The following is a 26,845-nucleotide window of genomic DNA, read 5'->3' on the forward strand; positions in this document are numbered from 1 at the left end:
TCGCGACTCACAGCGCGTTCGACCGTTTCCCGTCACTAGACCTGGTATCGCCGACCTGCTCGCCGCCGACGGCTTCGAGCTGATACCGGATGTCCCTCGAGCGCGACTACCTCCGGGAGTACGACCTCGAGAACGCCGCTATCCTCGTGTGATAGCGACGGACCGTCTGCGAGTCGGTGCCCGGGAGGCGACCAGCCGTCCCACATGTCGGAACGCGTTGACGGGCAATCGGAACGCCGCAGCGGTGATGTCGATCGGCGTTCGTCCCGGCTTTCGCCACGGAGAACCAGCGACCGTTCAGCCACCACCCGACCGATCGAACGCAGGCGAGTTCTCGACCCGGTTCGGGTTCGATCCGGCTGGTCTGTTCGTATGCACGGGGTGACTCGGCATAGGCCGACTCGGCTCGAGAGTTACAGCGGGTTGAAAATACAGGTGTATTTAATTCTAGAAATAAAATTTAAGAATATAGGAGCGAATTACTATCGATGCTACTATGTCACAAGATAGCACGAGATATCCCCACAGGGAAGCGTCCGAACCAAGCGAATCGAGCACCCCGACGCCGCGCGTCACTCGCCGTCGCGCGTTGTCAGTCGCGGCCGCGGGGCTGGCGGCGGGTGCGATCGGTACGGCGCAGGCGAGCAGCCACGACGCCGAGGTCTGGCAGACCGACGGCACCTGGTACGCCGCCAACGACGGGACGGTGTACGAGGGTTCGGACTACATCGACGCGATTCAGGCGGCCGTCGATAGCCTTACCGCGGGCCGGACCTCCAAGGAGAAAGTCCTGATCAAAAACTCCGGGTCGGTCGGTCCCCACTCCTGGGACGGCGACGTCAAGGCCGTCGATCTGCCCAGCTACACGGTGATCGATCACAGCGGCACGATCTTCGTCGAAGACAGCGGCGACGATCTGATCGTGCCGTTTCGCGCACGGAGCGTCGAATCGATCGAGATCCAGAATGTCACCATCGAGGGCAACCCCCGCTACGGCATCTGGATCCAGAGCTGTTCGGACGTTCAGTTGGGCGACATCAACATGTCCTTGTGGGACACTGAAGACGTCGGGATCGGGATCCGAATCGACGACAGCGACGGCGGCCGGAGCCAGAACGTCTCGCTCGATTACGCCTACGTCGAAGGCTCTCAGCACCACGCGGTCGAGACCTACGGCGTCGACGACGTCAGCATCGGCACCGTCGAGACCGTCGACACGGGCGGCTGCGGGTTGCTCTTGAACGACACGGCCTACGCGACGGTCGATCGCGTGGACGCCACTCGAGCGGATCAGGGCGGCGGCTACGCCGGCTTCCGGTGTGCGAACGATGCCGGGCCGGAGATCGTCGTCAACCGGGTCGACGCCGTCGACTGCGGCCGCGGGATCTTCACCGTCTCCGGAAGCGAGGGCATCGAGATCTACAACGTGTTCCTCGACGGCAACGGCGGGAACCTCGTTCAGGACACTCGGTATCTACTCATCGACGGCGGGACCGTCACGAACACCGGCAGCAGCGGTATCCGAATCGACTCGCGGGACAGCGGCGACCATCCCCACACGACCAACGTCACGGTCCGAAACCTCGATATCACGGACAACGCCGAGTACGGCGTCTACGAGACCGGTCCCGATACGGGAGACAACGCGATCGTCCACAATCACCTCTGTAACAACGCCGGTGGAGCGATCGAAACGTACGCGAACAGCACGGACGTCAGCGGGAACTCCTACTGCGGCTAGGACGACCCGGTGGCAGTGGTCCGCTAAGTCCGGTACCGACGGTCCGGCGGCGGCTCACTCGAACCGAAGTCGACCGAAGTACTCCGGCGAGTGGTAGTCGGGCGCGGGTTTCTCGATGGGGTTCCAGGTCGCCTTCTGAGAGTCGGTAGCGACGCCGCTCCGGTAGAAGTTACCCCGCCACTCCGTTCCCGCGGTCGGCGCGATCTCGCGACCGGTCAGTTCCGAGAGGACGTCGAAGGGAATCGCGGCGGCGAGCCACCAGCCGTCGGCGTCGGACTCGCCGTCCGTCGTCGGACCGGGGACCGAGGTGCGGATCGAGATTCGATCGGCGAGTTCGGGCGAGATGAGGTCGCGATCGATCCCTCGCTCCTGCCAGCCGGCCTCCTGCCAGGCCACCTTGAACTGGCCACAGCAGTTCGGCTCGAAGTTGAAGTACCTCGAGTCCTCGTCAGGGGTCGGATCGGCGAAGAACTCGACGGAACTGTCCTCGAATGTCGGGCCGTTGAGCGCCGTCACCGACGCGGTGATCTCGCGGTCCTCGACGGAGAACTGCAGATATATCGCCTCGTCGTCGTAGCAAACGCGGCCGGTCGTGAGCGGTTTCGGACCGCCCTCGTGCCACGAGAATTCGTCGATGCGGAATACCGTCGCTTCCTCCCACGGTGTTCCGTCGACGGCGTCGCCGAGGGGGACGGTGCTTCGTGCACGGGCGATCGTGTACTGCTTCATGCGAGACGGTCGATCCTCGAGCGACTATAACACACCGGTCCCCTGCCAGGGCTGCGGCCGAGGCGACGAGCGCCGAATCGAACGTCACGCCGCGGCGATGTCACTCGAGAGCGAACCGGTAGGACCCCGATTCGACGTCGATCTCGAGGCGATCGCCGCCCCGAACGGCCGAGACGCCGTCGGGCAGCGTCGCCGATCTCCCGCCGTTCCCGTCGTCCCCGTTGAACCGGACCCGTTCGCCGTCGACGGACGCGACGGCGTCTCGATCGTCCATCGGAAGCACGACCGTCGCCGACGCGTTCCACGGGATCGTCGCCTCGAGACTGAACGTACCGCCGTCGCCGAATTCGCCACTCGCTCCGCGGGTCCACGAGACCTCGACGGCGCCCCGCTCGGTCGGAATGCGACCGGACGCCGACTCGAGTCCCGCGTCCGGCGGGCGGATCTCGACGCGTTCGCCCCCGACACCGCCGGGGCGAACGCCCAGAAGCACCCGTAGAATGCTCACCAGCACCGTCGCGCCCATGGCGTGAGACTCGCTGCGATTGCGCCGGCGGTCGTCCGGCAGCGACGGATCGCGACAGTGCCAGCTTTCCCAGGTGAACGTTCCACCCTGCTCGAGGATGTTCGCCCAGCCGTCGTCCGCGGGGTTCGTTACCAGTTCGACGATCGCTTCGGGACGGTCCGCGGCCTCGAGCGCCTCGAGTAACCACGAGACCGTCATCGGTCCCATCTCCATTCCTCGGTCGGCCACGCGGTCAGCGACGGCGTCGACGCGCGCTTCGGGGACGAGATCGAACGCTAGCGGAAGGGCGTTGGCGTGTTGGGACGCCGACTCGCTCGCGTCGCTCGCGTCGCAGCCGTCGACGTAGCGGTCGCCCTGGCGCAGGTGCTCGTCGATCGCGTCCTCGAGCGCTTGCTGGCTGTCGCGGTAGTGCGCTCGCTCGTGGCCCGGCCGCTCGAGTGCCGACGCGATGTCGGCCGCCCGCTCGAGCGCGCTCGCACAGAGGACGTTGACCGTCGTCCTGGCGGGCCACGCCCGATCGTAGCCGTATCGCATCTCGGGCGGCCAGTCGACGATCCCCTCCTCGTAGGGACCGCCGTCGCCGCCCGGGAGGCTCGTGGCGAGTCCGGTATCGGCGTCGACGTAGCGCTCGACGTAGGCTGCGATCGACCGAACGACCGGGTAAGCGAGATCGAGCGTTCGCCGATCGCCGGACGCGCGGTAGTACCGCCAGACCCAGCCGGGAAACGAGGCGGTAAAGTCGGGAATGTCGCGCTTGCCGTCCCCGTTCGGGTAGACGGCGTTCAGACGACCGTCACCCGCCCAGTACCGGTAGTGGGAGCGAACGAACTCCTCGATCGCCTTCCGGCTGAGCGTCCGTTCCTCGAAGGCCAGGGCCGTCGTCCGCGAGATGGCGGCCGCGTCCAGCAGGAACTGGCCTTTCTCGCGGGTGGGCGTGTCGACGAACTGTTCCTGACAGCCGTACAGCGCGGAGTGGCGCGCGAGTTCGAAGACCGCATCGACGGTTTCGTTCGAGCACTCGAACGTCGCGGCCGTCTCGTCGGGAACGTCGTTCCGCGTCGCCAGCAGCCGCACCTGCTCGGGCTCGAGTCGCTCGCCCGGGTCGTCTATCTGTAGATACCGGACGCCGAGGTAGTTGAACGGTCGGAACCGTCCCTCACCATCGTGCTGGACGTACTCGTAGCTCATGTCGGTCCACTGGGTTCCCTCGACGGTTGAAACCGTCCTATCGCCCTCGAGCAGATAGCCCGCCGTGAGTTCGACTCGATGGCTGTCAGTCCCCTCATCGAAGCGTACCTCGGGAAGACCGGCGTACACGCGCCCGAAATCGACGACGTACGATCCGGACTCGAGTCGTTCCATCGACTCCGGTTCGATCGGTGAGCGCACGACCTCGGTGTTCTGTGCGACGAGGCACTTCCAGGGTCCCGTCGGGTGGGTACCGACGACGTCTGCGAGTTCCCACGCCGCCGTCTCGAACCCCGGTTCGTCCCAGCCGATCGGCGCTCGGCGGCCGTCGATGCGCTCGACCGGCTCGGCGATCTCGTCGTTTCGCAGCGGTGCGTCCTCCCGCCACTCGGCCTCGCGGACGCGCCACGAGCCGTCGGTGACGATGGTCCGCTCGGAACCGTCGGCGAACGCCACGACGAGCTGGCAGACGAATCCGGGTTCGGCGGCCGGTCGCCCCTGCCCGTCGCCGTTCCAGTGAGTCAGGGCACCGATCGCGTTCGCGCCCGTTTCGAGATCGTCCGTGAGATCGACCGTCTTGTAGTACTGGTAGTCCGGATAGGAAAACGACTGGCCGCGGTCGACCGCGCGCCCGTTGACGGAGAGTTCGTACTGGTGACTGGCGGAGACGTACGCTCGCGCCCGATCGACCGCCCCCTCGAGAGTGATCTCGCGGCGAAGGTAGGTGAACCGGCCGCGCTCGAACGTGCCGTCCTCGGAGCGGCGGATCCAGGACGCCTCCCAGTCGGCGGGATCGAGGAGTCCCATCTCCCACCGGGCCGAATCGCTCCACTCGCTCGGTTCGTCGGATTCGTCCCACACGCGAACCGCCCAGAAGTATTCGGTTTCCGGCTCGAGAGGGCGACCACCGTACGGCACTGCCGGACGGTTTGACGGTCGCTTTCCGGTATCCCAGAGGTCCCCGTCGCCGGCGGAAAGACGGTCCGGCGTGGACGCGACGAGCACTCTGAACGCGATTTGTTTCGCACCGCGACGCTCGGAGTCGGCGTCGACGCGCCAACTGAGCCGGGGTTCGGTCTCGTCGATTCCGAGCGGGTTGGACGCGTACTCGGTTCGCAAGTCCACGGGTTGGTGGGGAGACATCGTAGCCGGTGTGCCACACTCAACCGCACCGTAAAAGCGTGCCGGCGCGGTCGATCCTCGCTGGTCGCTGGAGCGCGGGACCCCCGTTCCGACCCTCGGAGAGCAAGGAGATTTCGGCGAGCAGTTCGTTCTATCGTCGTGTGATCACGGCCGCCCGGTCGAGTTCGTGGTCAACGGATCGCCCCTTCGAAATCGGATTGAGAGAGTATCACGCTTGGTTTTATCACCCGAACGCTTATAATTATAGAACAGGTTTGAGGAACGTGCGGTGTGTAAGACAATGACTAATTCGAACAAGAGCGAACGGCGATTTCGACGGTCCCGACGCGAACTCCTCGGTGGAATCGCGGCCGGGACGACGGTGCTTGGAACGAGCGGTATCAGCGCAGCAACCGCAGACAGCCGAACCAATCGGCGCGCTGGCGGGAGAGGACGGGGGAAGGGCAGGCGCGGATCTCCCCGTCAGATGGAGGCACTTGACCGGGGACTCGTGGCCGTTCCGGCGAAAGACGGCGTACTCGTTCGGTGGCGACTGTTCGGGACGGACCCTGGCAACCTCGGGTTCCACGTATACCGCGACGGTGAACGGGTGAACAACAAACCGATCACCGACAGCACGAATTTTCTCGATCCCGATGGGACGACGGATTCGACCTACGCGATACGCCCGGTCGGCGTCGGTCGTGTGAAAAGCGGACGGAACCGCAGAAAGCGCGGCCACCGCAAACCCGGCATGTCGAAGTCCGTCGAGGTGTGGGACGAGCAGTACAAGGAGATTCCGCTGAACAAACCCTCCCCCGTCGAGGGCGAAGACGGGGAGACGGTCACGTACCACGCGAACGACGCGAGCGTGGGCGACCTCACCGGCGACGGATCGCTCGATATCGTCCAGAAGTGGACGCCGTCGAACGCGAAGGACAACTCCCAGTCGGGCCACACGAGCGACGTCCTGCTCGACGGGTACACGATGGAGGGCGAGCACCTCTGGCGGATCAACCTCGGACAAAACGTCCGAGCGGGTGCACACTACACGCCGTTCGTCGTCTACGACTTCGACGGCGACGGGACGGCCGAACTGGCCGTCCGGACGGCCGACGGGACAACGGATGGAACCGGCGCGGTCATCGGCGACCCGGATGCCGACTACGCGAACGAGGATGGATACGTCCTCAAGGGGCCGGAGTACCTCACCGTCTTCGACGGTGAGACGGGCGAGGAACTCGCGACGACGGATTTCGAGCCCGCGCGGGGGGACATCTGCGACTGGGGCGACTGCTACGGGAACCGCGGCGACCGATTCCTCGCCGGCGTCGCCTACCTCGACGGCGAACGACCGAGCATCCTCACGACGCGGGGCTACTACGAGAAGTCGATGCTGGCCGCCTGGGACTTCCGGGACGGCGACCTCGAGACCCGATGGATTTTCGACAGCGACGACGGTAACGAGGAGTACGAGGGCCAGGGCAACCACCAGCTCGCAACCGCCGACGTCGACGGCGACGGGAAGGACGAGATCGTCTACGGCGCCGCGGTCATCGACCACGACGGCACCGGGCTCTACTCGACCGGCTGGAACCACGGCGACGCCCTGCACGTGAGCGACTTCGACCCCAGTCGGGACGGGCTCGAGGTCTTCATGCCCCACGAGTGGGGACCGTACGGAATGACGTTCCGCGACGCCGAGACGGGCGAGTTACTGTGGGGCGAGGAAGGCGATGGAGACATCGGCAGGGGAATGATCGCCGACATCGACCCGAACTACGAGGGAGCGGAAGCGTGGGCGGGGATACCGCTATCCGACGACGGGCTCGGCACGTGGACCGCCGACGGCGAGCGGCTCAGCGAGGACACCGTCGACTCGATCAACTCCGCGGTCTGGTGGACGGGCGACCTGCAGCGGGAGCTACTGGACCACGACTTCCTCGGCTGGGAGGAGGGGTACGGCGTGGGTTGGATCAAGAAGTGGAACCCCGAAACCGAGGAGCTAGACCTCGTGAAGTCCTTCGACGGCACACGCTCTAACAACTCGTCGAAGGGCAATCCGTGTCTCTCCGGAGACATCCTCGGCGACTGGCGCGAGGAGGTGATCTGGCGAACTGAAGACAGTGAGGCGCTGCGCCTGTACGCGACGCCCCACGAGACCGACCACCGGCTGTACACGCTGTTGCACGACCCGCAGTACCGGACCGCGATCGCGTGGCAGAACGTTGGCTACAACCAGCCGCCGTGGCCGAGTTATTTCCTCGGACACGGGATGGACGACCCGCCGAAACCCGATATCGAACTCGTCACCGACGACAACCGACACGGGAAGCGCGGACGGCCCGGCTCCCACAACGATAGTAGCCACTGAACGTCACTGCACACCTGATCGCACGAGGGCAGCGCGGTTCGGAGCGAGCGCGGTTCGGAGCGAACGGAGTGAGCGAGAACCGCGGGAATGCGAATAGCGCGGGATCTTTGATCCTGCGGACCATGCGAACGGGCGCGCAGCGCCCGTGAGCAGACGGCGAGCCTTGCGAGCCGTGAGCGAACGGAGTGAGCGAGAACCGGGGTTGTGCGAGCAGGTGTGAACCGTTTCAGTTGTTACGATAGACTACAGCCCGTCGAACGTCGGCAGTTCCTCGAGGTCGTCGGGAACGTCGACCAGGTAGACGTCGCTGTCGGTCCCCTCGCGGGCGCGGGAGCTATCGAAGACGACGCGGTCCCCGTTCGGACTCAGCCGCGAGTGGGGATGGACGTCGTCGTCGCCGCTCCAGCCGTGAGCTACGAGTTTGCGCGGCGTTCGGTACCCGCCGTCTTCATCGTCCCACGACCAGAGCAGGTCGAACGGCGCGCCGCGGTACGTGCCGTCGCCGACGACCAGATTTCGGGTATTGCTGTGGAAGTGCGTGTAGAGATCCGGTGCCGGCCACTCGCGCCGGTCCGTGCCATCGTACCGAACGTGTCCGAAGAACGCGTCCGGATCGTCGCGGCCGCCCCGCCAGCCGTGGTAGCCGATCGTCTCGCCGTCCGCCAGCCAGTACTCGTGGCCGACGGCCTCGTCCGCGTCGGTCGGCCGGACGACCCACGTCTCGTCGGTCTCGAGGTCCAGCGCCCGGATGCGATCGACGTCCTCCCAGAGACCCTCCTCGGCGTACGTCACGAGTTCGGGCCGAGTCGGCGACGCGTTGACGTGGTTGAGCCACCGGTCGTTCTCGACGTGGACCATCGGCTCGCCGCCCGAGAGCGGAATCGAGATCACCTTCGAGTGCGGGCCGGCGTCCATTCGGTCGGCGATCCACCGCTCGCGATCGTCGGGATCCCGTTCGAGGTCGAGCGCTTCCGACAGCGCCGTGACGGCGCGCTGCCCGTCGGCCGTTCCCGCGGCGATGCTTCCCGTATAGCCGTCGGGGAGTTCGTACAGCAACGTCACCGCGAGCGTCTCGAGGTCGAGCGCGACGAGCCGCTCGTCACACCAGAACAGCGCCGTCGGTTCGGTCGCGATGCGGGTGACGCCGCTGATATCGTCCGGAAGGTCGGTCAGTTGCGTCAGTTCTCCCGACTCGAGGGCGACCGAGTATAGCTGTCGCGTTCCGCCGCGGTCCGAGCGAAAGAGCAACCGCCGTCCGTCGTCGTCCCAGCCTGGCTCGGTGAAGTACAGGTGTCGGCTGTCGGCCTCAGGGTCGCTCGTCAACCGCGTGACTGACGCGCCGGTCTCCGGATCGTCGTACTGCTCGCGCTCCGCGGGGAGCGTTCGGCCGGCGTTCGGCCCCTGTCGTAACTCGTCTTCCATCTGTACCGGGAGACGTACCCGTGGCGCAAAAAGGTATCCGACGCCCCGGACGACGCGGACGCCGCGTTCGTTCGCCTCTTCCGATACCGACTACTCCGTCCCGTCTCTCTCCACTCCCGCGATTTCACCGACTCGACACTCGAGGATGCGGTCGGCGGCGGCCGTCTCGATCGCGATGCGGTCGCGGTCGCCGGTTTCGACGAGTACCGGTGCCGTCGTCGGGTCGATCGTGTCTCGCCGGTCGACGGCCACCGGAACGCCGCCCGCGCGACGCTCCGAAAGCCGTTGGAAAGCGGCTGAACGCGCTAGAGTCGAGAGAGACGCCAACCAAAGTACAACGCGGACAGTACACTTATCTGGGTGATGAATCAATACGGTGGCATGGACCACGCACTTGTTATCGTCGACGACACCGACGCACACCGAGGGCTGCTCGCGGAAGCCGGACAGTTAGCCCACGATACCGGCGCAAAGCTGACCGTCGTCTCGTGGATAACGCCGGATCAGACCGAGGAGACGGCGGCGAATCTGGAGGTGATCGAGCAGGTCGAGGGAACGTCGTACAGCGATCCCGGTCCGGCCGCCACCGCGAAGCAGTTCGCACGGCAGTTCGCGGAGGACGTGTTCGAGTCGGTCGACGATTCGATCGAATTCACCGCCGATGGCATCGTCACCGAGGACGACGAGCGCGCCGACGAAATTATCGCCGCTGCGGAGCGACTCGAGTGCGATCACATCTTTCTCGTCGGACGGCGGCGGTCGCCGACCGGGAAGGCGCTGTTCGGCGACGTCGCCCAGCGCATCCTGCTCAACTTCGACGGCACCGTGACGCTTAAAATGAAGTGATAGAGCGGGCTCGAGTCGAATACGGCGGCCGTCAGCGCCAGTTCAGGACCGCGGCCATCGCCTCGTCGGGATCGCCGACCGGCGAGAACTCGCACCCGACGTAGCCGTCGTAGTCCGTCTCCTCGATCGCTTCGAAGACGTTCTCGTAGTGGAGTTCGCCGGTCCCGGGTTCGTGTCGTCCGGGAACGTCAGCTACGTGGATGTGTCCGATACGGTCGATGTTCTCCGTGATGTTCTGGATAACGTTGCCCTCGGTGACCTGCTGATGATAGACGTCGTACAGCAACCGGACGCTCGACGAGTCGACCTCGTCGATGATCTCGTAGCCCTCCCCGGACGTCTCGAGGTAGTACTCGGGGTGATCGACCGCCGTGTTCAACGGTTCCAGCACGAGCGTCACGCCCGCCGATTCGGCGTCGGGAGCGACCCGCGAGAGGACGTCGACGATGGCGTCGTGTTGGGTCGTCCGGTCCAGTCCGTCCTGGTCCGGCCCGGTCGTCACGATGAGCGACGGGATCTCGAGGTCGGCCGCCATTGCAATCGATTCGCGGATGGTTTCGACGGCGTCGTCGGCCGCGTCGGGATCGGTGAGCGTTCCGCCCGCGACGCAACCGACGATCGGAACGTCGGCTTCCGCGGCGGCGTCCTCGAGTCGGTCGAGGTCCTTCTCGCGCCAGCCCCAGAACTCGACGGCGTCGGCACCCGCCTCGGCGGCCCGCGATAACCGCTCGTGAAACGGCTCGTCGTCGTAGACCATCTCCACGCAGACGGACACTCGAGGCATTTACTCGTCCTCCGTCATCGGTACGGGGGAGAGCGCTCCGGATTCGACCATCTCCTCGAGCGGATTACCGTCGATGGTCAGGGGGAGGTCGACGCGGCCGCGACGGCGGGCGGACTCCCACGTGGCGAAGATCAGTTCGGTCGCGTTCAACGCGTTCTCCGCGCCGAGTTCCGGTTTCTCGCCCGCCTCGAGACAGCGGACGTTTTCGGCGACCGCGCGGTCGATGAACTCCCAGCCGTGCAGGCCGTCGTCGGTCTCGATCGACTCCCACTCCTCGTCGCTGGCGCGACGAATTCGCAACGTCGGCAACTCCTCGTCGCCCTCTCCGGACGGGCCGAGTTCGATCGTGCCGCGGGTGCCGATCAACCGGTGGTGACACCCGACGGCGCTCGTCGGGCCGCCGTCGTCGTCGCTGTCGCTCGTTCCGAGCCCGTTGACGCCGTTTTCGTACTCCCAGAGGACGACGGCCTGGTTCTCGTTGTGCGAGCCGAAGAGGATGTTCTCCTCTCCGTACTCGATCTGACCGAGCGCCCAGTCGCCGGAGACCTCGTCGTTGAAGTAGTTACAGAGGTCGAAGGAGTGCGAGCCGTAATCGAAGATGCCGACCGGTGCAGCGAACTCGATCCGCTCGAGATCGCCGATCTCGCCGCCGTCGAGCAGTTCCTTTGCCGTTCTGACCGCGTCGCTGAACCGCCGCTGGTGGTTGAACGTCAACTGGACGTCGTGGCGGCTCGCCTCCTGTGCCATCGTGCGCGCCCCGCCGTAACTGTCGGCCATCGGCTTCTCGCAGTGGATCGCCTCGACGACGCCCGATTGGATACAGTCGATCGCGATCGTGTCGTGGATCGCCGGCGGGACGCACAGCGAGACGATCTCGGGTTCGACCGTCTCGAGCATCTCGTCGTACGCTTCGAAGACGTTCCCGTCGTCGATTCCGAACTCGTCGGCGAACGCCTCGGCGTTCTCGCGGACGATATCCGCGCACGCGACGAGGGTACACTCCTCGAGTTTTTCGTAGGCCGTGGCGTGGTGGTAGGCCATCGCGTAGCCGTCCCTCCCGGGGTTGTCGGGTTCCGTGCCGGTACCGATCACAGCGACTCGATATGACATACCATTCGTTTCCGTCGGCGATGATATAACGATTGTCACTGTCGATCCGAGCTGACGCTCGGAGCGACGGGCGTCGGCACCGCGCCGATACGCGACGCGTTCCGGGGGTCGTCGAACGAATCGTGAACGGTGGTCGTGATCTTTTTGTCCGCCCGAATCGAGTAGCCGAACGAATGGGTACGATAACCGGCGTTCCGTCGGACGGCGACGTCCCGATCGTATACGAGGGTGCGGTCGCTGATCTGTACGTCGACGAGGACGACCACGAGGTTGCGAAGATCGCAACGGCTGACCTCGGCGATGATATCGAACGCGTCACGGGACGCCACCCCGCGATCACCGGTTCGCTCGAGGAGCTCTCCGGGTCCGTCGTGATCGTCGGCACGGTCGGCCGCTCCGAGGGCGTCGAACGCTGCCTGCGGGCGAGCGACGTCGACGTCGCGGCGCTGGCGTCAGAGCGGGAGAGTTTCGTCCTCGAGACGGTCGACGAGCCGCTACCCGGCGTCGACTCGTGTCTGGTGATCGCCGGGAGCGATCGCCGCGGGACGGCCTACGGCGCGTACGAACTGTCGGAGCGGATGGGCGTCTCCCCGTGGTACTGGTGGGCGGACGTTCCGGCCGAGAAACGCGACGCGGTCGTCGTCGAATCGGGAACGTACAGGTTCGGGCCGCCCTCGGTAACGTATCGCGGGATCTTTCTCAACGACGAGGACTTCGGCTTGCGGCCGTGGGCGTCGGAGACGTTCGCCCCGGAAGTGGCGGACGACCGGCCCGGAATCGGTCCGACGACGTACGCTCGGATCTTCGAGTTGCTGTTGCGCCTCAAGGCGAACACCGTCTGGCCGGCGATGCACCCCGATACGAAGGCCTTCTACCGGTATTCCGAGAACCCGGCCGTCGCCGAGGAGTACGCGATCGTCGTCGGGACCTCACACTGCGAGCCGCTGCACAGGAACAACGTCGACGAGTGGGACGACTCCCGGGGCGAGTGGAACTACGCGACGAATCGCGAGGAGATGTTGGCGTACTGGCGCGAGCGCGTCGAGGACGTGGCGGACTCCGAGAACGTCTTCACCCTGGGGATGCGCGGGATTCACGACTCCGGAATGCCCGGCGGTAAGACTCGAGCGGAGACAATCGAGTTGCTCCAGCGGGTGATCGACGATCAGCGTCGGCTGCTTGACGACGCCCACGAGCGGCCCGTCGAGGAGATACCGCAGGTGTTCTGTCCCTACAAGGAAGTCCTCGACGTGTATCGCGGCGGGCTCGACGTCCCCGAGAACGTCTGCCTGCTGTGGCCCGACGACAACCACGGCTACGTTCGCGAACTGCCGACCGACGCCGAGCGCCGGCGCGAGGGCGGGTCGGGAATGTACTACCACCTGTCCTACTGGGGTCGGCCCCACGATTACCTCTGGCTGTCGAGCGTCCCGCCGAGTCTCGTCCGGACCGAACTGGTGAAAGCGTACGACGCCGGCGCTCGCGACTACTGGGTCGTGAACGTCGGCGACATCAAGCCGACCGAAACGGAACTCGAGTTCGCCCTCGACCTCGCCTGGGACGTCGAGGCGACCCGATCCGTCTCGAGCGCCGAGTGGCTGCGCGAGTGGGCCACCCGCGAGTTCGGCGGGACTCACGCCGACGATATCGCCGAGATTCTCGCCGAGTACTACCGGCTGTCGCTGGCTCGAAAGCCCGAACACATGGGGTGGTCGACGGTGTATCCGGACACGCTTCCGGACGAACCGGCGTTCAGTTTCGTCCACGAGGGCGACGAGGCGCGCCGACGGATCGACGCCTTCGAACGCCTCGAGGAACGGGCGGAGTCGGTCTACGAAGCCCTTCCGACGGCGCATCGACCGAGTTACTATCAGCTGGTGTTGTACCAGGTGCGCTGTGCCGCGGCGATGTCGAAAACGCACCTCCACGCGGCTCGAAGCCGACTGTACGCCGGGCAAGGCCGCACGACCGCGAACCGCTACGCCGAACTGGCCGAACGCGCCCATCGGCGGATCGAAGCCGAGACGCGGTACTACAACGAGGACCTGCGCGACGGCAAGTGGGATGGAATGCTGTCGCACCGCCCTCGAGATTTACCGGTGTTCGACGTTCCCGCCACGGGGAGTCTCACGCCGCGGGGCGGGGCCGCACTCGGCGTCGTTGCGGAGGGCCACCGGACGCCGGCCCGCGGGGACGAGAGTCCGCCGCCGTCGCTGCCGACGTTCGATCCGGGCGTCGACGCCGAACGATTCATCGACGTGTTCACCCGCGGCGACGACCCCCTCGAGTGGTCCGCGACGGCCAGTGAGGAGTGGATCGACATCGACGCGACCGAGGGGACCGTCGCGGGCGAACGACGATTGTGGGTCGGGATCGACTGGAGCACCGTTCCCGATCGGCGCGCGACCGGCGACGTGACGATCGAAGGGGCGGGCGTCGAAAAGACCGTTCGCGTCGAAGCGGCGTCCCGACAGAGCGGCCCTCGTGGCGATTTTGTCGAGGTCGATGGAGCCGTCGCCATCGAGGCGGAGCACTACAGCGGTTCCACCGACGGCGATCCTGGCGTCTGGACGGGGTGTGACGTACCGGGACGCGTTTCGGGGACGACCGTCGCCGCGGAGCCCGCGACGTTTCCGAGCCACGCTCCGGGCAGCGACGCCGCCCCGGTGCTGGAGTACGACATCGAACTGTCTACGGTCGGATCGGTCGAAATCGAGGTACACTGTCTCCCTACGCAGGCGCTCAACGAGCATTGGGACCTGCGCTACGCCGTCTCGGTCGACGACGGCGAGCGAGCGGTCGTCTCGATCGATCCCGACGGCGGCGAGCACGATCCCCAGTGGCAGCGGAACGTCCTCCGCGGAGCCGCGATCACGACGACGATGCACACAATCGAGGCGTCGGGGACGCATACCCTGCAACTCCGAGCGTTGGACCCGGGTCTCGTCGTGGACCGGATCGTCGTCTACGCCGACCGCGGCCGTCGGACGTACCTCGGTCCGCGAGAAACGCCCCTCGAGAAGTAGCCACCGTCCGTCTGATGCCATCGGGCCGTGTGACCCGCTCCGAATCGGTACGATCCCCTCACGAATGCGGTGATCGGTGATCGGTGCCGGACCTCGTCGACGCCGAACGGATCGCCGAACTCGCCGAGTGCTTTCCACCTCCTCGGCAGAAACGTGGCCGCGTGGTGGGTGAGACGGTTGCCGGACGCTGTGGGAGTGGACGAACCGAATCGCTTCGCTCACTCGGTCATCGTCCACTGGGACGGATCGATTCTCTGATGGTGAACTCCGTACGATTGTAGAGAACGAAGTGACGGACCGGCACGGACGTCTATTACAACAGTACACGTGTAATGTGTGTGGCATCGTCACGAACTCGCACGTGTGGTATACACACGCGGACGCAGCAGAGCAGCAGTACACGGTCTCGGCGATCGATCTCGAATTCGATAACGGAGCCAATTCATTCCGACAGCAACAGTGCGTTTAACGAGAACATCGTTCCTGTATATAGAACGGCTGTGCACGAAACGAGTCTCAGTAGTAGCCACGAGACGACGGTGGCTGTACTTCGGGAGCGGACGACACCGCCCTCGAGATCCGAGGATGGACTCTCGGACGGTATTCGGAAAATCGGGCGCGAATCGACGGCCGTCGTTATCGGCACCGGCCGCGGTCGATCGTCGGACAGGCGGTCGCACGTATCGCATTCACTGAAGCACGGGAGACAAACGACGACCGGAGTTACGAACCGTAGTGATACCAGAGACGATACGCGACGTATCCGACGACCGTGACGGCAAGGAGCGAGAGGCCCCACAGACCCAGTACGCCTGCCATCGTCCCGTCGGCGACGAACATCCCGACGAGAATCAGCGCGACCGCGATCCCGATCGATGTTTGAACACCCCGACCACCCGGGAGACTCGCGAATCGACGCCGTACGGAGTTCACTTTGCTAGACGTGTTCATATTCGTACCGTCGTCCATATCGTACATATATGTTTTGTCGAACCGTCCGCTCGAGGAGGAGATAACTGGCTACTCATCCGGAATCACCGGGCTGTTCCAGTACTCGTGGGTGTCGTCCGCTCGGAAGCACCGAGCGTAGCTCTCCTCGTCGCCGGTCGCGTGGATGCGTTCCGGATGGTGGCGTCGACACACCTCGCGGGCTTCCGGACAGCGCGGGTGGAAGTGGCATCCGGAGGGGAGGTCCGTCGGATCGGGAACGTCTATTTTCCGCAGGGGGAACTCCTCGTCCGCTTCGTCATCGTAGAGGTTTGCCGTCGCCCACTGCAGCGCTTTCGTGTAGGGGTGTTGTGGGTTCTCGACGATTTCCTCGACGGTTCCGATCTCCACGATCTCGCCGAGGTACATCACGGCGATTCGGCCGCCGGACTTTTCGGCGATGTAGCGCGCGTTCGAGAGGTCGTGCGAGATGAACAGGTACGAGGTCTGGAATATGTCCTGCAGTTCGAGCATGAGATCCATCATCTCGACGCGCAGGGACACGTCGAGCGCGCTGATCGCTTCGTCGGCCAGGATCAGGTCGGGGTTCAACAACAGCGCGCGAACGAGGACCGCGCGCTGGGTTTCCCCGCCGCTCAACTGGTGTGGGTACCGATTCAGGTAATCGCCGGGCGGCGACATGCCGACCCGTTCGAACAGCGTGTGGATGCGCTCTTCTCGCTCCTCGCGGCCGAGGTCGGGGTACCACTTTTTCAACGGAAGCATCAACGACGTGAGGATCCGCTGATTCGGGTTGAGCGCGCTCCCCGGATCCTGGTGGATGATCTGGAGCGAGTGGCGAATCTCCTCGAAGGGGATCGAAACGTCGCCGGTCTTGTTTCGCGCCTCCCAGATGTCCTGTCCGCGGTACCTGACCGCGCCGCTGGTCGGCTTCTGGGCACCGATCGCCGTCTTTCCGAGCGTCGACTTCCCACAGCCGCTCTCGCCGATGAGCGTGAGCGTCTCCTGTTCGTCGAACTCGAGCGAGACGTCGTTGACCGCTCGAACCGTCTCGGACTCGCCGAAGAGGTCGAGCACTCCTCCACCGTCGGTGAATTCGACGGAGACGCCGTCCATCGAAAGCATCGGTTCGGCTGACCCCATCAGGTGCTCCCTCCGTCAGTCGCGGCGTTTTTGTCGGTCGTCGGACGGCTGTCGGGCGCGGCGCTAATCGGCACCGCGTCCGCGGCCTCGTCGTAGTAGAAACACGCCGACTCGTGGGAGTCAGCGACCGCCATCATCGGGGGCACTTTGGACCGACAGCGGCCGTCGGCTATCGGACACCGAGGATGGTACGAACATCCCGGAATCTGATCGACCGGATCCGGCTTGCTCCCTTCGATGATGTTCATCTCGTCGACCGGAACGTTCAGATCCGGCGTCGTATCGAGGAGCGCGCGCGTGTAGGGGTGCGAGGCGTCGTACAGCAGATCGTCCGTTGTTCCGATCTCGATGATGTTGAACGCGTACATCACGGCGATGCGGTCGGCGAGCTTTGTCAACAGCGGAAGGTCGTGCGTGATGAACACGAGCGTCAGATCGTACTCCGCTTGCAGTTCGCGCAAGAGCGTGACGATCGAACGCTGCATCAGCAAGTCCAGCGCGGCCGTCGGCTCGTCGAGGACGAGCACGTCCGGCTCGAGAACCAGGCTCAGTGCGATGAGCGCGCGCTGTTTCATGCCGCCGGAGAGTTCGTGCGCGTACGAGTCGAGGATTCGGTCCGAATCGAGGTACACGCTCTCTAAGAGTTCGCGCGCTCGGTCCATGCCGGCGGGGATGTCGCGGTTGTGATCCTGAAGGGTTTCCCGGAAGTGCGTTCGAATCTTCGTGACGGGATTGAACGAACTCATCGCCCCCTGGAACACCATCGCGACTTCTTCCCAGCGGAATCGATTCAGCTCCGACTCGGAGAGATCCAAGACGTCGACGGGGTCTCCGTCTTCCGGGTGGAACGTGACCTCGCCGGTCGAGACGCCGGGTTCAACGACGGCGTTGAGAAACGACGAGGCGAGCATGGACTTGCCGCTCCCGCTTTCGCCGATGATCCCGAGCGTCTCGTTGCGAACGACGTCGAGATCGGCATCGCGCACGACACGCGACTGTCCGCGGTTCATCTGGAACGTGACGTTGAGGTCTCTGACCTCGAAGATCGTGTCTGAATTACTCATTCGTTGTCCTCTCGTAGCGAACTGCAATCGGTGTCATAGTCCTGTCGTCGTTACTATTCATCGGTCGGCTCACGAGTCGGGCCCTCCGTCGTCGTCGATCGTCGACGCGTGACGCGCCCTGAGTCGAACGTTGAACACGCTGTCCATCCCCTGGGAGAACAACACGAGTCCGAACGACATCAGGAAGATCGTCAGTAACGGAAACGCGAGGAAGTGATACATGTCCGGCCGGCTCAACGCGTTCCCCTCGTAGGCGATGTTCATCATGACGCCCCAGTTGAACGTCGTGAACGGGAGGATACCCAGGAAGTACAGTCCAACGGACTCGAAGATGATGCGTCGAGACGCCAGCGCCGAGTTCACCGTTACGTAGGGCATGAGCTGGGCGAGCACGTCCCGCCGAAGGATCGTCCCCGTGGAGATACCCATGATCTGTGACGCCTCCACGTACGACTCCTCCCGGATGCTGAGTACCTGCGACCGCACGGTTCTCGCCAACCCCGGCCAGTTGTCGAGTCCGAGCAAGACGCCGATAACGTACGGGTCACCGGGCTGGAAGATGGCGATGAGGACGATGACCAGCGGGAGTCCGGGGATGGTGATGATGACGTCCGTTATCGCCATCAACGTCGTGTCGATCTTCGAGCCGCGGAGGAACCCCGAAACGACGCCGACCAGCGCCGCGAGTCCGACGCTCACGACCGCTCCGGCGAACACCATCCGGAACATATCCGGCGTCGCGTGAATGAGTTGGGCTCCGATCGGCTGTCCGAAGGTGTCCGTCCCGAGAATGTAGTCGACGTTCTGGAACGGCGGCTCGAGAACGGGAGCGTCGCCGCTCGTCGGTCTGTCGACGAGCCAGACGCCGAGGGTCCCCATCAGGAAGAAAGCGGAGATGATCGCCGTCCCGACGACGGCTCGCCAGTCGGTCATCGCCACTCGGAAGGGGGCGGCGACGTACAGGTCGAACTGGCGTTTGAGCCGTTGCGACCGCGGCGTCGGCTCCCGGTCGATATCCGCATCGAAGAGCGTTTCGAGCCCCTCCGGATCGTCGGGCTGTTCGTTACTCATCGTTACCTCCGGAGGAGATCCGGGGATCGATGAAGCCGTACGTCAGATCCGCGATCAGGATCGAAACGACCGTTACAAGGGTGAAGACGATGAGCGACCCCATGAGAACGGGGTAGTTCCGTACCTGGATGGCATCGTACACCAACAGTCCGACGCCCGGGTACGAGAAGATTTCCTCGACGATGACGGAGCTGCTGAGCACGCCGGCGATGCCGATCATGAACTGGGTGTACATCGGCAAGATGGCGTTTCGACCCACGTACTGGGTCGCAATGCGGGAGTTTCGGAGTCCGCGTAGCTCCGCCACCCGGAGGTAGTCTTCCCCGAGGACGCGGACGGAGTTGCCCCGCATCGTCAGCGCGGTGCCGAGTCCGAGGATGCTCATCGAGAGCACCGGTAGTGCGGCGTGGTGTGCGATACTTTGCATGAACGCCAGGTTAAATCCCTCTTCAACACCGAGTCCCACCCGACCGCCTGTCGGGAAGAACTTGTTCCGAATGCTGAAAAAGAAGATGAGCAAAATCCCTGCGACGTAGTACGGCGTGGAGTTGAGCGCGATAACGGCGACCGACGACACCGAGTCGAATCGGGATTTCTCCTTGAAGGCCATCACCGCGCCGAGCACGATGCTCACCGTGTATCCGATAACCATCGCGTAGACGCTGATGAGCATCGACCACGGGATCCGTTCGGCGAGCAGCGAGGTCACGGTGGCGTCCTCGTAGAGCGACTCGCCGAGGTCGAACTCGAGGAAGACGCTGGTCATGTACTGGTAGTACTGGACGTATATCGGCGCGTCGCTCTCGATGTTCGTATACTGTGCGACCAACCGTTCGACTCGCGCCGGATCGATCGTGTTCCCGGTTCCCATCTGTTGCTGTAAGATGACATTTTTGAGCGCCTCGGCCGGTCCGCCCGGCATCAGCTGATACAGGACGAACGTGAGTGTCACCGTTGCAAAAAACGTCAGCACTGCCTGTCCGACGCGTTTCACGAAATAATTACTTCTCATGTACCTTCTTTTCGATCGGTATTCGAACTCTCACTGGTATAGTGTCTGTGGTTGAGACGGTGTTAGTTGCGCGAAATCAACCCGCTCGTCAGCGCCCACGGTCCAGGGTTGGGCCGATCCAGACGAGTCTCGTCCGGATCGGGGAAGCTGAAGTTCTCGACGTCGCCGCCGAAGCCGCGATTTTCCTGCATGTGGACGATCGACGGCAGTTCGAAGTTGAACCACTGGACGAGTTGCTGGGTCAGTTCGATCGTCTCCTCCTCGGACGATGCGCCGTTCAGGTCGGTCATGAGCTGGGCCGGGTTGATCTCGACGCCGTTGCTCCCGACCTCTCGTGCGCCGACTTCCTCGGGAATTTCGGTCGAGAACGGCACGCCGGTCGGCCCGGTATCGTTGCTGCTGCCCTGGTCGCCTGCGAGGATGCCGTAGAAGTTGTTCGAGAAGTACGCCGACGGGTGCCAGAACGGAAGCGCGACGTGCCAGATCCAGGCGATGTCGAACTCCCACTCCTGGAGCTTCGAGTAGTAATCCTGGCCGATCGCCTCCATCTCCGTGTCCATACCGAACCCGTTCAGTTGGTCGCTGAACACCTTCGTCGGCTGAGACTGTGCGACGGCGGACTGCGTGATGATGTCGAAGGAGATGCTGTCGCCGTCGGGGCCGACCCACGTCTCGTCCTCCAGGGAATAGCCGGCGTCTTCCATGTGTCCGCGCGCCGTTTCTTCGTCGGCTTCGACGGGGTACTGAATGAGCTGATCGGTAAAGCCCTCACCGAGGTACATCTCCTCGATGGTCTCTCGGATGCCCGTCTGGACCTGCGTCGGCGTCGCAAGCATCCCCGTCTGCGTCGCCGCGTCGACGATCGAGGGAATGTCGATCGCGGAGATGATCGCCCGGCGAACCGAGCGGTTCGCGAGGTGCTTGTTGTTCCAGTTCAGCATGTACTTCTGGCAGTTGTAGTGGCTCAGCTCGTAGATGTTCTGGAGGTTATCGGGGTACTCCGAACGCTGGCTTTCGGCGATGTACTGCGTCATGTCGAGGTCATTGCTCTTCTCGAGTTGCTCGACTTGCGTCCCGGATTCGACGTTCGGCAGAACCCGGATCTCCTCGATGTCCGTCCGGTCCGCCCACGGGTGATCGTCCTGCTTCACCGCGAGCGTCTCGGAGGAGTTGAAGTCCTCGATCTTGAAGAGCGTGCTCCCGAGACCCTGGTCGACGAACTCCTCCGTCGAGATGGTCATCTGGAGGAGGTCGTTAGTGACGTCCTCGCGGGCGCTCTCGCCGGAGGCGTCCTGGTAGCGCTCGAGATACTCGCCAAAGACGGATTTGGGCGCTTCCATCCCGTAGCCCGCGTTCAATTTCGCAACGGTCGGCGAGATCTCGTCCTTGTAGATTCGACGGACGGTGTACTCGTCGACCAGTTCGTGCCCTTCGATTGGCGACCCCTCAGGATCCTGGTACCGATCGATCTCCGCCGCGACGAAGTAGTCTTCGGCGGTGATGTCGTCCCCGTTCCAGTAGCTCCAGTCGGTCGGGAACTCGACCGTGACCTCGTTCCCGTCGACGCTGAGTTCCTCGAAGAAATCCGATGAGACCGACCCGTCACCGTGTGCCGAGATCGTCCGCTGCAGCCAGTAGATGCTGTACGTTTGCGCGTAGTTCGCCGGGTTCCAGGGGTTGAAATGTACCTGCGTCGCCGGACGACCGCCTTCGAACGCCGTAACGAACCTCGAGCTATCCGTGCTACTCCCCATACAGCCGGCCAGTGCTGCCGCGAGCGTACCGCCGCTGGCACCGACAAACGTACGTCTACTCAGATGACAGTGGTCTCTGTTCATGATACCCACGGGCTATGTGTCACAATCCACCCTTATGTAATTTTGGGTGATACTCCCCTGAAGATCATGTTATACCGCGATAGCTGCGTCCCGAATCGTCTCCGCGCTCAGGAGATGATGCGAGCGACGTTCGGTGAAACTCCGAACGGGTGGTGTCAAACGACTCACTCGTATCGATCCGCGTCACGTGTAGCGATTTCTTCGAGTCCACTCCTTCGGACGGGTATCGATCTCGGACCGGATACGAACGAAAGACGATCGGTCACGTGCTCCGTCGCGAGCAGAGAACCATCATTCCGAGCGAGAACGACCCGACCACGACGAACGTGACGATCTGCACCACCGTGATCACGTACGTGCTCGTTCCCCGCTCGATGGCGGTCAGCGCAGCACCCAGGACGAGTAACGAGAGCACAGAAACCATAAACAGTAGTCGAAATCGGTGTCGGGATCGACAGAGGACATCGACGAACGTTTCTCCTGACATCTCGTTCGTGGTTCTCGCTCATCCATCACAAGTGTTACTGTGTGAAACCGCGGGAGAGCCGCGTGCGTTCGTCGCGAGTCGGGGTCGTCACGAGACTGCCCCGTCGAACAGCGACAGCCGAGTCGAAGGTATTCCGAACCACTCCAAATCGATAGCGCGACGTGTTTTTTCCCGAACACCGCATGACAACGTTTACAAGGGTCGCTATGAAGTCCTACCTATGTCAATAGGAGTCTGTTACTTCCCGGAACACTGGCCGCGCGAGCGGTGGAAGACGGATATCCGGCAGATGGCCGACGCGGGCATCGAATACGTTCGAATGGCCGAGTTTTCGTGGCGCGTGCTCGAGCCCGAACGCGGCGAGTTCGACTTCGAGTGGCTCGACGAAATCGTCGACCTGATCGGCGAGTACGGAATGCAGGCCGTCCTCTGTACGCCGACGGCGTCACCGCCGCGATGGCTGGTGGCGGACCGCCCCGAAATCCTCCAGACGGACCGCGACGGAACGGTCAGATCGGTCGGGAGTCGCCGTCACTACTGTTTCAACTCGACGGCGTATCGCGAGGAGACCGAACGCGTCGTCAGTGCGATGGCGGAGCGCTATGCCGACGAGCCGACGGTCGTCGGCTGGCAGACCGACAACGAATACGGCTGTCACGGAACGACCCGCTGTTACTGCGACGACTGTACCACCGCGTTCCGGGACTGGGCTCGAGAAAGATACGGGACCGTCGACGCGCTCAACGACGCGTGGGGAACGACCTTCTGGAGCCAGCAGTACGACGATTTCGAACAGCTCGACGTCCCCCGCCCGACGCCCGCACAGGATCACCCCTCGCTGGTGCTCGACTTCGCCCGCTTCTCGAGCGATAGCGTCGTCGAGTACAATCGGCTGCAGGCGGATCTCCTGCGCGAAGCGAACGACGAGTGGTTCGTCACGCACAATTTCATGAACCTGTTCGAGTCGCTGGACGCCTACGACTTCGGTGACGACCTCGATCTGATCTCGTGGGACTCGTATCCGACCGGTCACGCCCAACAGGCCGCCGGCGAGACGACGCGCGACGAACTCCGTGCGGGCAATCCCGATCTGCTCGCGTTCAACCACGACCTCTATCGGAGCGTACTGGACCGCCCCTTCTGGGTGATGGAACAACAGCCGGGAGACGTCAACTGGCCGCCTCACTCCGCACAGCCCGCAGCGGGAGCGATGCGCCTGTGGGCGCACCACGCGACCGCTCACGGTGCCGATGCGGTCGTCTACTTCCGCTGGCGACGGTGCCTCGAGGGACAGGAGCAGTACCACGCCGGCCTTCGAAAGCAAGACGGGACGCCGGACCGTGGCTATCACGACGCGACGCAGACCGCTGGGGAACTGTTCGACGTCGACGACGTCGACGCGCCCGTCGCCGTGGTTCACGACTACGAGAACGCGTGGGCGCTCGGCGAACAGTCCCACGCCCCCGATTTCGACTACTGGCAGCTGTTACAGTCGTTCTACGCGGCGCTTCGAGCTCACGGCGTGCAGGTCGACATCGTCCCCCCGGAACGCGATCTCGAATCCTACGACGCGGTCGTCGCCCCCGCCCTTCACCTCCTAACCGAATCGGTGGCGGACCGGTTGACCAAGTATGTCGAATCCGGCGGCGAGCTGCTGCTCGGCCCGCGGACGGGCGTCAAGGACGAGTCCAACAAGCTCCGGTCCGACCCCCATCCCGGTCCACTCTCCGCCCTCGTCGGCGCGACCGTCGACCAACACGAGACGCTTCCGGCGCAGTTCGAGCGGACCGTCGTTCGCACCGACGACGCGCACACCGACTACGCGTTCCGGACGTGGGCCGAGTGGCTCACCGCCGATGCGGCCGAGTCGCTGCTCGAGTACGCGGGCGACGATATCGAAGCCGGACGAACGGCGGCCGTTCGAAACGCGGTCGGCGAGGGTCGCGTCGTCTACTGCGGCGTCTGGCCCGAGACCGACCTCGCAAACGACCTCGTCCGTTCGCTCCTCGATCGCGCCGGCGTCCGCCGCGCGGATCCGCTCCCCGAGGGCGTGCGCGTCGCCCAACGGGGCGGCTACACGTGGGTGATGAACTTCAGGAGCGATCCGATCGCGGTGACGGTCGAATCGGACGCGTCGTGGCGACTCGGCGGCTCGAAGGTCGATCCGTTCGATCTCGCGATCGCCGACGCCGACGTGGTCGACGGCCTTTCCGCGCGGGTCCTCGAGTAGCGTGAGGAAGCGATTCGGGTCGGTGGACGCGGAGTACGAAGACATCCTCGTGGAAATAGTCTCGAGCGCCGAATAACCGTCCCGAGTCGGCTTTTCTACATGAGCGCGACCGAAGCGGACGGTTTCGTCCGTTGGTATCGCACTGAACGCGCGACCACTGCCCGATCGCTGGATCGGCGGTCGACTGTCTGATACCCATACTAATTTAGTCGTTCCGGGCGAAGACGGGGTATGAGTCGGAGTAACCGTGCGGCCGTTCGCGTCGGCGTTCGAACCCGTTCTCTCTCGAGAGGTAGATTACGATATGTCCGACAGCTCGGCGCGACGGACATCTTCGTCGATCACGCCGACACGGACGAGGAGCCCGACGAATTCAACGACCGCGACGGCTCCGAGACGATCTCGGTCGGCCCCGGTCAGATTCCGTCAGTCTCGGAACTCACGGCCGCTCGAGACCGCATCGAAGACGCGGGACTATCCTTTACGGGCATCCAATCGCTCCCGTATTCGATGTACGGCGATATCATGTTCGGCCGCGACGGTGCGGACGAAGCGCTCGAGCAGATCACGACCCTGATCCGAAACCTCGGGGAAGCCGGCGTCCCGGTGTTAGGATACCAGTGGAACCCGCGGGGCGTCGTCCCGATGCGGACGTCGCCCGTCGAGACGCGAGGCGGTGCCGAGGCGACCGCGTTCGATTACGACGAACTCGACAACCCGGACGACTCTCGCCCGATCTCAACCGAACGTACACCGAAGCCGAGTTCTGGGACAACTATCAGTACTTCCTCGAGACCGTGATTCCGGTCGCGGAAGCGGCCGGCGTCGACCTCGCGTTGCACCCGGTCGACCCGCCGGTCCTCGAGTCCCTCGGGGGCATTCCGCGGCTGTTCCGTAACGTCGAAAACTTCGAGAAGTCCATGGATCTCGTCCCGAGCGACAACCACGGACTGAAGCTCTGTCTCGGCTGTTTCTCGCAGATGGGCGAGGACGTCACCGACGTTATCCGCCGCTTCGGCGAGCGCGATCAGATCGTGTTCGTTCACTTCCGCGACGTCGTCGGAACGGTCCCGGAGTTCCACGAGACGTTCGTCGATACCGGCAACTTCGATACCGGTGACGCGGTGAGAACGCTCCACGACATCGGATTCGACGGGGCGGTGATTCCCGACCACGTACCGAAGATGGAGGGCGACGACGACTGGCGACACCGAGCGCGTGGATTCACCGTCGGATATCTTCGCGGCGTGATCGATACCGTTCGGTCGGAATCGACGCGGCCGACGCAGGTGACGGAGGTCGAGTAGGCCGGTCACCCGGCACGTCCGTCCGCAAGCGCCTATCGTTTCCTCCCGGAACCGCACCTCGTCGAACGACCCTCGAGTTCCGACCGTACCGACTCGTTCGGTGCGATCGGAGAGCGCTACGGTGTCGTCCCCGAGCGAGAACAATCGACCGACTCGCCCTCGTCACCACGTAGCCGGGTTGTCGATGCCGTTCGACGACGATGACGGGATCGATTCCGAGGGATCATCCGAAAATGACGCTCCCGAGAGCTTCGACACTGTCCTGTTTTCGTCGAAGGGACCATCGGTGCTGATATATCAGCTACCGATCCCATCGATATTTGAAGACGGTCCTCGATTCACCCTATACCGTCCGGTGGTGCCGAATGTACGGTGTCGGATACTGGCGTTTTCAACGGAGTGGTTTACAGAAGTACTGGTGTAAACCATTCTCCCGGTCGTCCCGCGTTGAGAGCCGGTACGCGCGTTACCTTGCGTTTTGAGTCGGAAAACGCCGTCTCAAGACGTCGTCCGCTCTCGCCGGATGAACGACGGTGGCCAGAAATGTCTTATCCCAAACTCATCGGATACGGACCACCCGTAGATCGATTCGATTTCGCGCCCGGTGACTGTGTCCGGCACTGTCGAACCGCCGGTCGAAACGATGACTCCAAACCGACCGCGAGAGACGCAGTACACGAGAGCGAACGGATATCACAAACGGTCGATCAATCGTCGGCATTTGAGAAGAAGGCAGTCGAGGCACGCGGCCGTCCTCGCCGAGTCGCGACGGGGCGATGACGGCCTCGAGACCGGCTCCGGCACGATCACCGAGACCGACGGACACCGCGAGTAACACTCAAGCGCGTCCGTAGCGGCCGCTCGTCGTGATTCCGGC

The 26,845-nt window shown here is 63.9% G+C and carries 18 protein-coding genes and 1 pseudogene; 6 read left to right on the forward strand and 13 right to left on the reverse strand.

Translation table 11 applies throughout. The annotated features are described in order from the left end of the window. Positions 1-496: 496 nt before the first annotated feature. Positions 497-1,741, forward strand: coding sequence for a right-handed parallel beta-helix repeat-containing protein (locus DWB23_RS04010; RefSeq protein WP_121741494.1), 1,245 nt, complete (start codon positions 497-499; stop codon positions 1,739-1,741). Between the two features lie 54 nt (positions 1,742-1,795). Here DWB23_RS04010 and DWB23_RS04015 read toward each other — a convergent pair whose 3' ends face one another. Together DWB23_RS04015 and DWB23_RS04020 are read right to left on the reverse strand one after the other, a co-directional pair. Beyond that, on the reverse strand, positions 1,796-2,470 hold the full coding sequence (locus DWB23_RS04015) for a carbohydrate-binding family 9-like protein (RefSeq protein WP_121741495.1): 675 nt from the start codon (positions 2,468-2,470) through the stop codon (positions 1,796-1,798). Positions 2,471-2,570: 100 nt separating this feature from the next. Further along, positions 2,571-5,327 carry a family 78 glycoside hydrolase catalytic domain gene (locus DWB23_RS04020; RefSeq protein WP_121741496.1) on the reverse strand — a complete coding sequence of 919 codons (2,757 nt, stop codon included), beginning with the start codon at positions 5,325-5,327 and terminating at the stop codon, positions 2,571-2,573. A gap of 466 nt (positions 5,328-5,793) precedes the next feature. On the opposite strand from DWB23_RS04020, the gene DWB23_RS04025 reads away from it, so the two are divergent. Continuing rightward, positions 5,794-7,680, forward strand: a complete 1,887-nt coding sequence (locus tag DWB23_RS04025) for a rhamnogalacturonan lyase (RefSeq protein WP_121741497.1) — start codon at positions 5,794-5,796, stop codon at positions 7,678-7,680. A gap of 243 nt (positions 7,681-7,923) precedes the next feature. On the opposite strand, the gene DWB23_RS04030 is transcribed toward DWB23_RS04025, so the two are convergent. Next, positions 7,924-9,102 carry an oligogalacturonate lyase family protein gene (locus DWB23_RS04030; protein ID WP_121741498.1) on the reverse strand — a complete coding sequence of 393 codons (1,179 nt, stop codon included), beginning with the start codon at positions 9,100-9,102 and terminating at the stop codon, positions 7,924-7,926. Between the two features lie 90 nt (positions 9,103-9,192). Beyond that, positions 9,193-9,354 (reverse strand): hypothetical protein, encoded by a 162-nt coding sequence (locus tag DWB23_RS22845; RefSeq protein ID WP_162989737.1) that lies wholly within the window; start codon positions 9,352-9,354, stop codon positions 9,193-9,195. A 129-nt stretch (positions 9,355-9,483) separates the two neighbouring features. On the opposite strand from DWB23_RS22845, the gene DWB23_RS04035 reads away from it, so the two are divergent. Continuing rightward, the gene (locus DWB23_RS04035) at positions 9,484-9,948 is read left to right on the forward strand and encodes a universal stress protein (protein ID WP_121741499.1); all 465 of its coding nucleotides are present in this window, start codon (positions 9,484-9,486) and stop codon (positions 9,946-9,948) included. Between the two features lie 31 nt (positions 9,949-9,979). Here DWB23_RS04035 and DWB23_RS04040 read toward each other — a convergent pair whose 3' ends face one another. Further along, positions 9,980-10,732, reverse strand: coding sequence for a hydroxypyruvate isomerase family protein (locus DWB23_RS04040; protein ID WP_121741500.1), 753 nt, complete (start codon positions 10,730-10,732; stop codon positions 9,980-9,982). Next, entirely contained in the window at positions 10,733-11,842 is a 1,110-nt protein-coding gene (locus tag DWB23_RS04045) for a Gfo/Idh/MocA family protein (protein WP_121741501.1), read from the reverse strand. Between the two features lie 173 nt (positions 11,843-12,015). Here DWB23_RS04045 and DWB23_RS04055 point away from each other — a divergent pair, with 173 nt between their 5' ends. Then, complete coding sequence (locus DWB23_RS04055; protein WP_121741503.1) at positions 12,016-14,868, forward strand: glycosyl hydrolase 115 family protein; 2,853 nt, start codon at positions 12,016-12,018, stop codon at positions 14,866-14,868. 723 nt (positions 14,869-15,591) lie between these two features. Here DWB23_RS04055 and DWB23_RS04065 read toward each other — a convergent pair. The 7 genes from DWB23_RS04065 to DWB23_RS04095 form a co-directional block, all read right to left on the reverse strand. Next, entirely contained in the window at positions 15,592-15,819 is a 228-nt protein-coding gene (locus tag DWB23_RS04065) for a hypothetical protein (RefSeq protein ID WP_238717336.1), read from the reverse strand. 69 nt (positions 15,820-15,888) lie between these two features. Next, entirely contained in the window at positions 15,889-16,959 is a 1,071-nt protein-coding gene (locus DWB23_RS04070; protein ID WP_121741506.1) for an ABC transporter ATP-binding protein, read from the reverse strand. After that, a complete protein-coding gene (locus tag DWB23_RS04075; RefSeq protein WP_121741507.1) occupies positions 16,959-18,023 on the reverse strand; it encodes an ABC transporter ATP-binding protein in 1,065 nt (354 codons plus the stop codon). The genes DWB23_RS04070 and DWB23_RS04075 overlap by 1 nt, the downstream gene beginning before the upstream one ends. 69 nt (positions 18,024-18,092) lie before the next feature. Continuing rightward, a complete protein-coding gene (locus DWB23_RS04080) occupies positions 18,093-19,094 on the reverse strand; it encodes an ABC transporter permease (protein ID WP_121741508.1) in 1,002 nt (333 codons plus the stop codon). Then, a complete protein-coding gene (locus tag DWB23_RS04085) occupies positions 19,087-20,106 on the reverse strand; it encodes an ABC transporter permease (RefSeq protein ID WP_121741509.1) in 1,020 nt (339 codons plus the stop codon). Before DWB23_RS04085 ends, DWB23_RS04080 begins: the two co-directional genes overlap by 8 nt. 62 nt (positions 20,107-20,168) lie before the next feature. Next, on the reverse strand, positions 20,169-21,860 hold the full coding sequence (locus DWB23_RS04090; RefSeq protein WP_238717337.1) for an ABC transporter substrate-binding protein: 1,692 nt from the start codon (positions 21,858-21,860) through the stop codon (positions 20,169-20,171). A 346-nt stretch (positions 21,861-22,206) separates the two neighbouring features. Further along, entirely contained in the window at positions 22,207-22,368 is a 162-nt protein-coding gene (locus tag DWB23_RS04095) for a hypothetical protein (RefSeq protein ID WP_238717338.1), read from the reverse strand. Between the two features lie 283 nt (positions 22,369-22,651). Between DWB23_RS04095 and DWB23_RS04100 the strand changes: the two genes are divergently transcribed. Both DWB23_RS04100 and DWB23_RS23945 read left to right on the forward strand, forming a co-directional pair. Then, positions 22,652-24,661 carry a beta-galactosidase gene (locus DWB23_RS04100; RefSeq protein ID WP_121741512.1) on the forward strand — a complete coding sequence of 670 codons (2,010 nt, stop codon included), beginning with the start codon at positions 22,652-22,654 and terminating at the stop codon, positions 24,659-24,661. Between the two features lie 231 nt (positions 24,662-24,892). Next, a pseudogene (locus DWB23_RS23945) lies at positions 24,893-25,968 on the forward strand (mannonate dehydratase). Positions 25,969-26,845: the final 877 nt, after the last annotated feature.

This window comes from Natronorubrum halophilum (genome assembly GCF_003670115.1).
GTDB lineage: Archaea > Halobacteriota > Halobacteria > Halobacteriales > Natrialbaceae > Natronorubrum > Natronorubrum halophilum.

What these genes read in the sequence shown, in the direction of transcription:
- DWB23_RS04080 (WP_121741508.1), bottom strand. Translation starts at nt 19,094, where the DNA reads ATGAGTAACGAACAGCCCGACGATCCGGAGGGGCTCGAAACGCTCTTC.
- DWB23_RS04030 (WP_121741498.1), bottom strand. Translation starts at nt 9,102, where the DNA reads ATGGAAGACGAGTTACGACAGGGGCCGAACGCCGGCCGAACGCTCCCC.
- DWB23_RS04100 (WP_121741512.1), top strand. Translation starts at nt 22,652, where the DNA reads ATGTCAATAGGAGTCTGTTACTTCCCGGAACACTGGCCGCGCGAGCGG.
- DWB23_RS04070 (WP_121741506.1), bottom strand. Translation starts at nt 16,959, where the DNA reads ATGGGGTCAGCCGAACCGATGCTTTCGATGGACGGCGTCTCCGTCGAA.
- DWB23_RS04020 (WP_121741496.1), bottom strand. Translation starts at nt 5,327, where the DNA reads ATGTCTCCCCACCAACCCGTGGACTTGCGAACCGAGTACGCGTCCAAC.
- DWB23_RS04085 (WP_121741509.1), bottom strand. Translation starts at nt 20,106, where the DNA reads ATGAGAAGTAATTATTTCGTGAAACGCGTCGGACAGGCAGTGCTGACG.
- DWB23_RS04090 (WP_238717337.1), bottom strand. Translation starts at nt 21,860, where the DNA reads ATGGGGAGTAGCACGGATAGCTCGAGGTTCGTTACGGCGTTCGAAGGC.
- DWB23_RS04025 (WP_121741497.1), top strand. Translation starts at nt 5,794, where the DNA reads ATGGAGGCACTTGACCGGGGACTCGTGGCCGTTCCGGCGAAAGACGGC.
- DWB23_RS04040 (WP_121741500.1), bottom strand. Translation starts at nt 10,732, where the DNA reads ATGCCTCGAGTGTCCGTCTGCGTGGAGATGGTCTACGACGACGAGCCG.
- DWB23_RS04045 (WP_121741501.1), bottom strand. Translation starts at nt 11,842, where the DNA reads ATGTCATATCGAGTCGCTGTGATCGGTACCGGCACGGAACCCGACAAC.
- DWB23_RS04095 (WP_238717338.1), bottom strand. Translation starts at nt 22,368, where the DNA reads ATGGTTTCTGTGCTCTCGTTACTCGTCCTGGGTGCTGCGCTGACCGCC.
- DWB23_RS04055 (WP_121741503.1), top strand. Translation starts at nt 12,016, where the DNA reads ATGGGTACGATAACCGGCGTTCCGTCGGACGGCGACGTCCCGATCGTA.
- DWB23_RS04065 (WP_238717336.1), bottom strand. Translation starts at nt 15,819, where the DNA reads ATGAACACGTCTAGCAAAGTGAACTCCGTACGGCGTCGATTCGCGAGT.
- DWB23_RS04015 (WP_121741495.1), bottom strand. Translation starts at nt 2,470, where the DNA reads ATGAAGCAGTACACGATCGCCCGTGCACGAAGCACCGTCCCCCTCGGC.
- DWB23_RS04035 (WP_121741499.1), top strand. Translation starts at nt 9,484, where the DNA reads ATGGACCACGCACTTGTTATCGTCGACGACACCGACGCACACCGAGGG.
- DWB23_RS04075 (WP_121741507.1), bottom strand. Translation starts at nt 18,023, where the DNA reads ATGAGTAATTCAGACACGATCTTCGAGGTCAGAGACCTCAACGTCACG.
- DWB23_RS04010 (WP_121741494.1), top strand. Translation starts at nt 497, where the DNA reads ATGTCACAAGATAGCACGAGATATCCCCACAGGGAAGCGTCCGAACCA.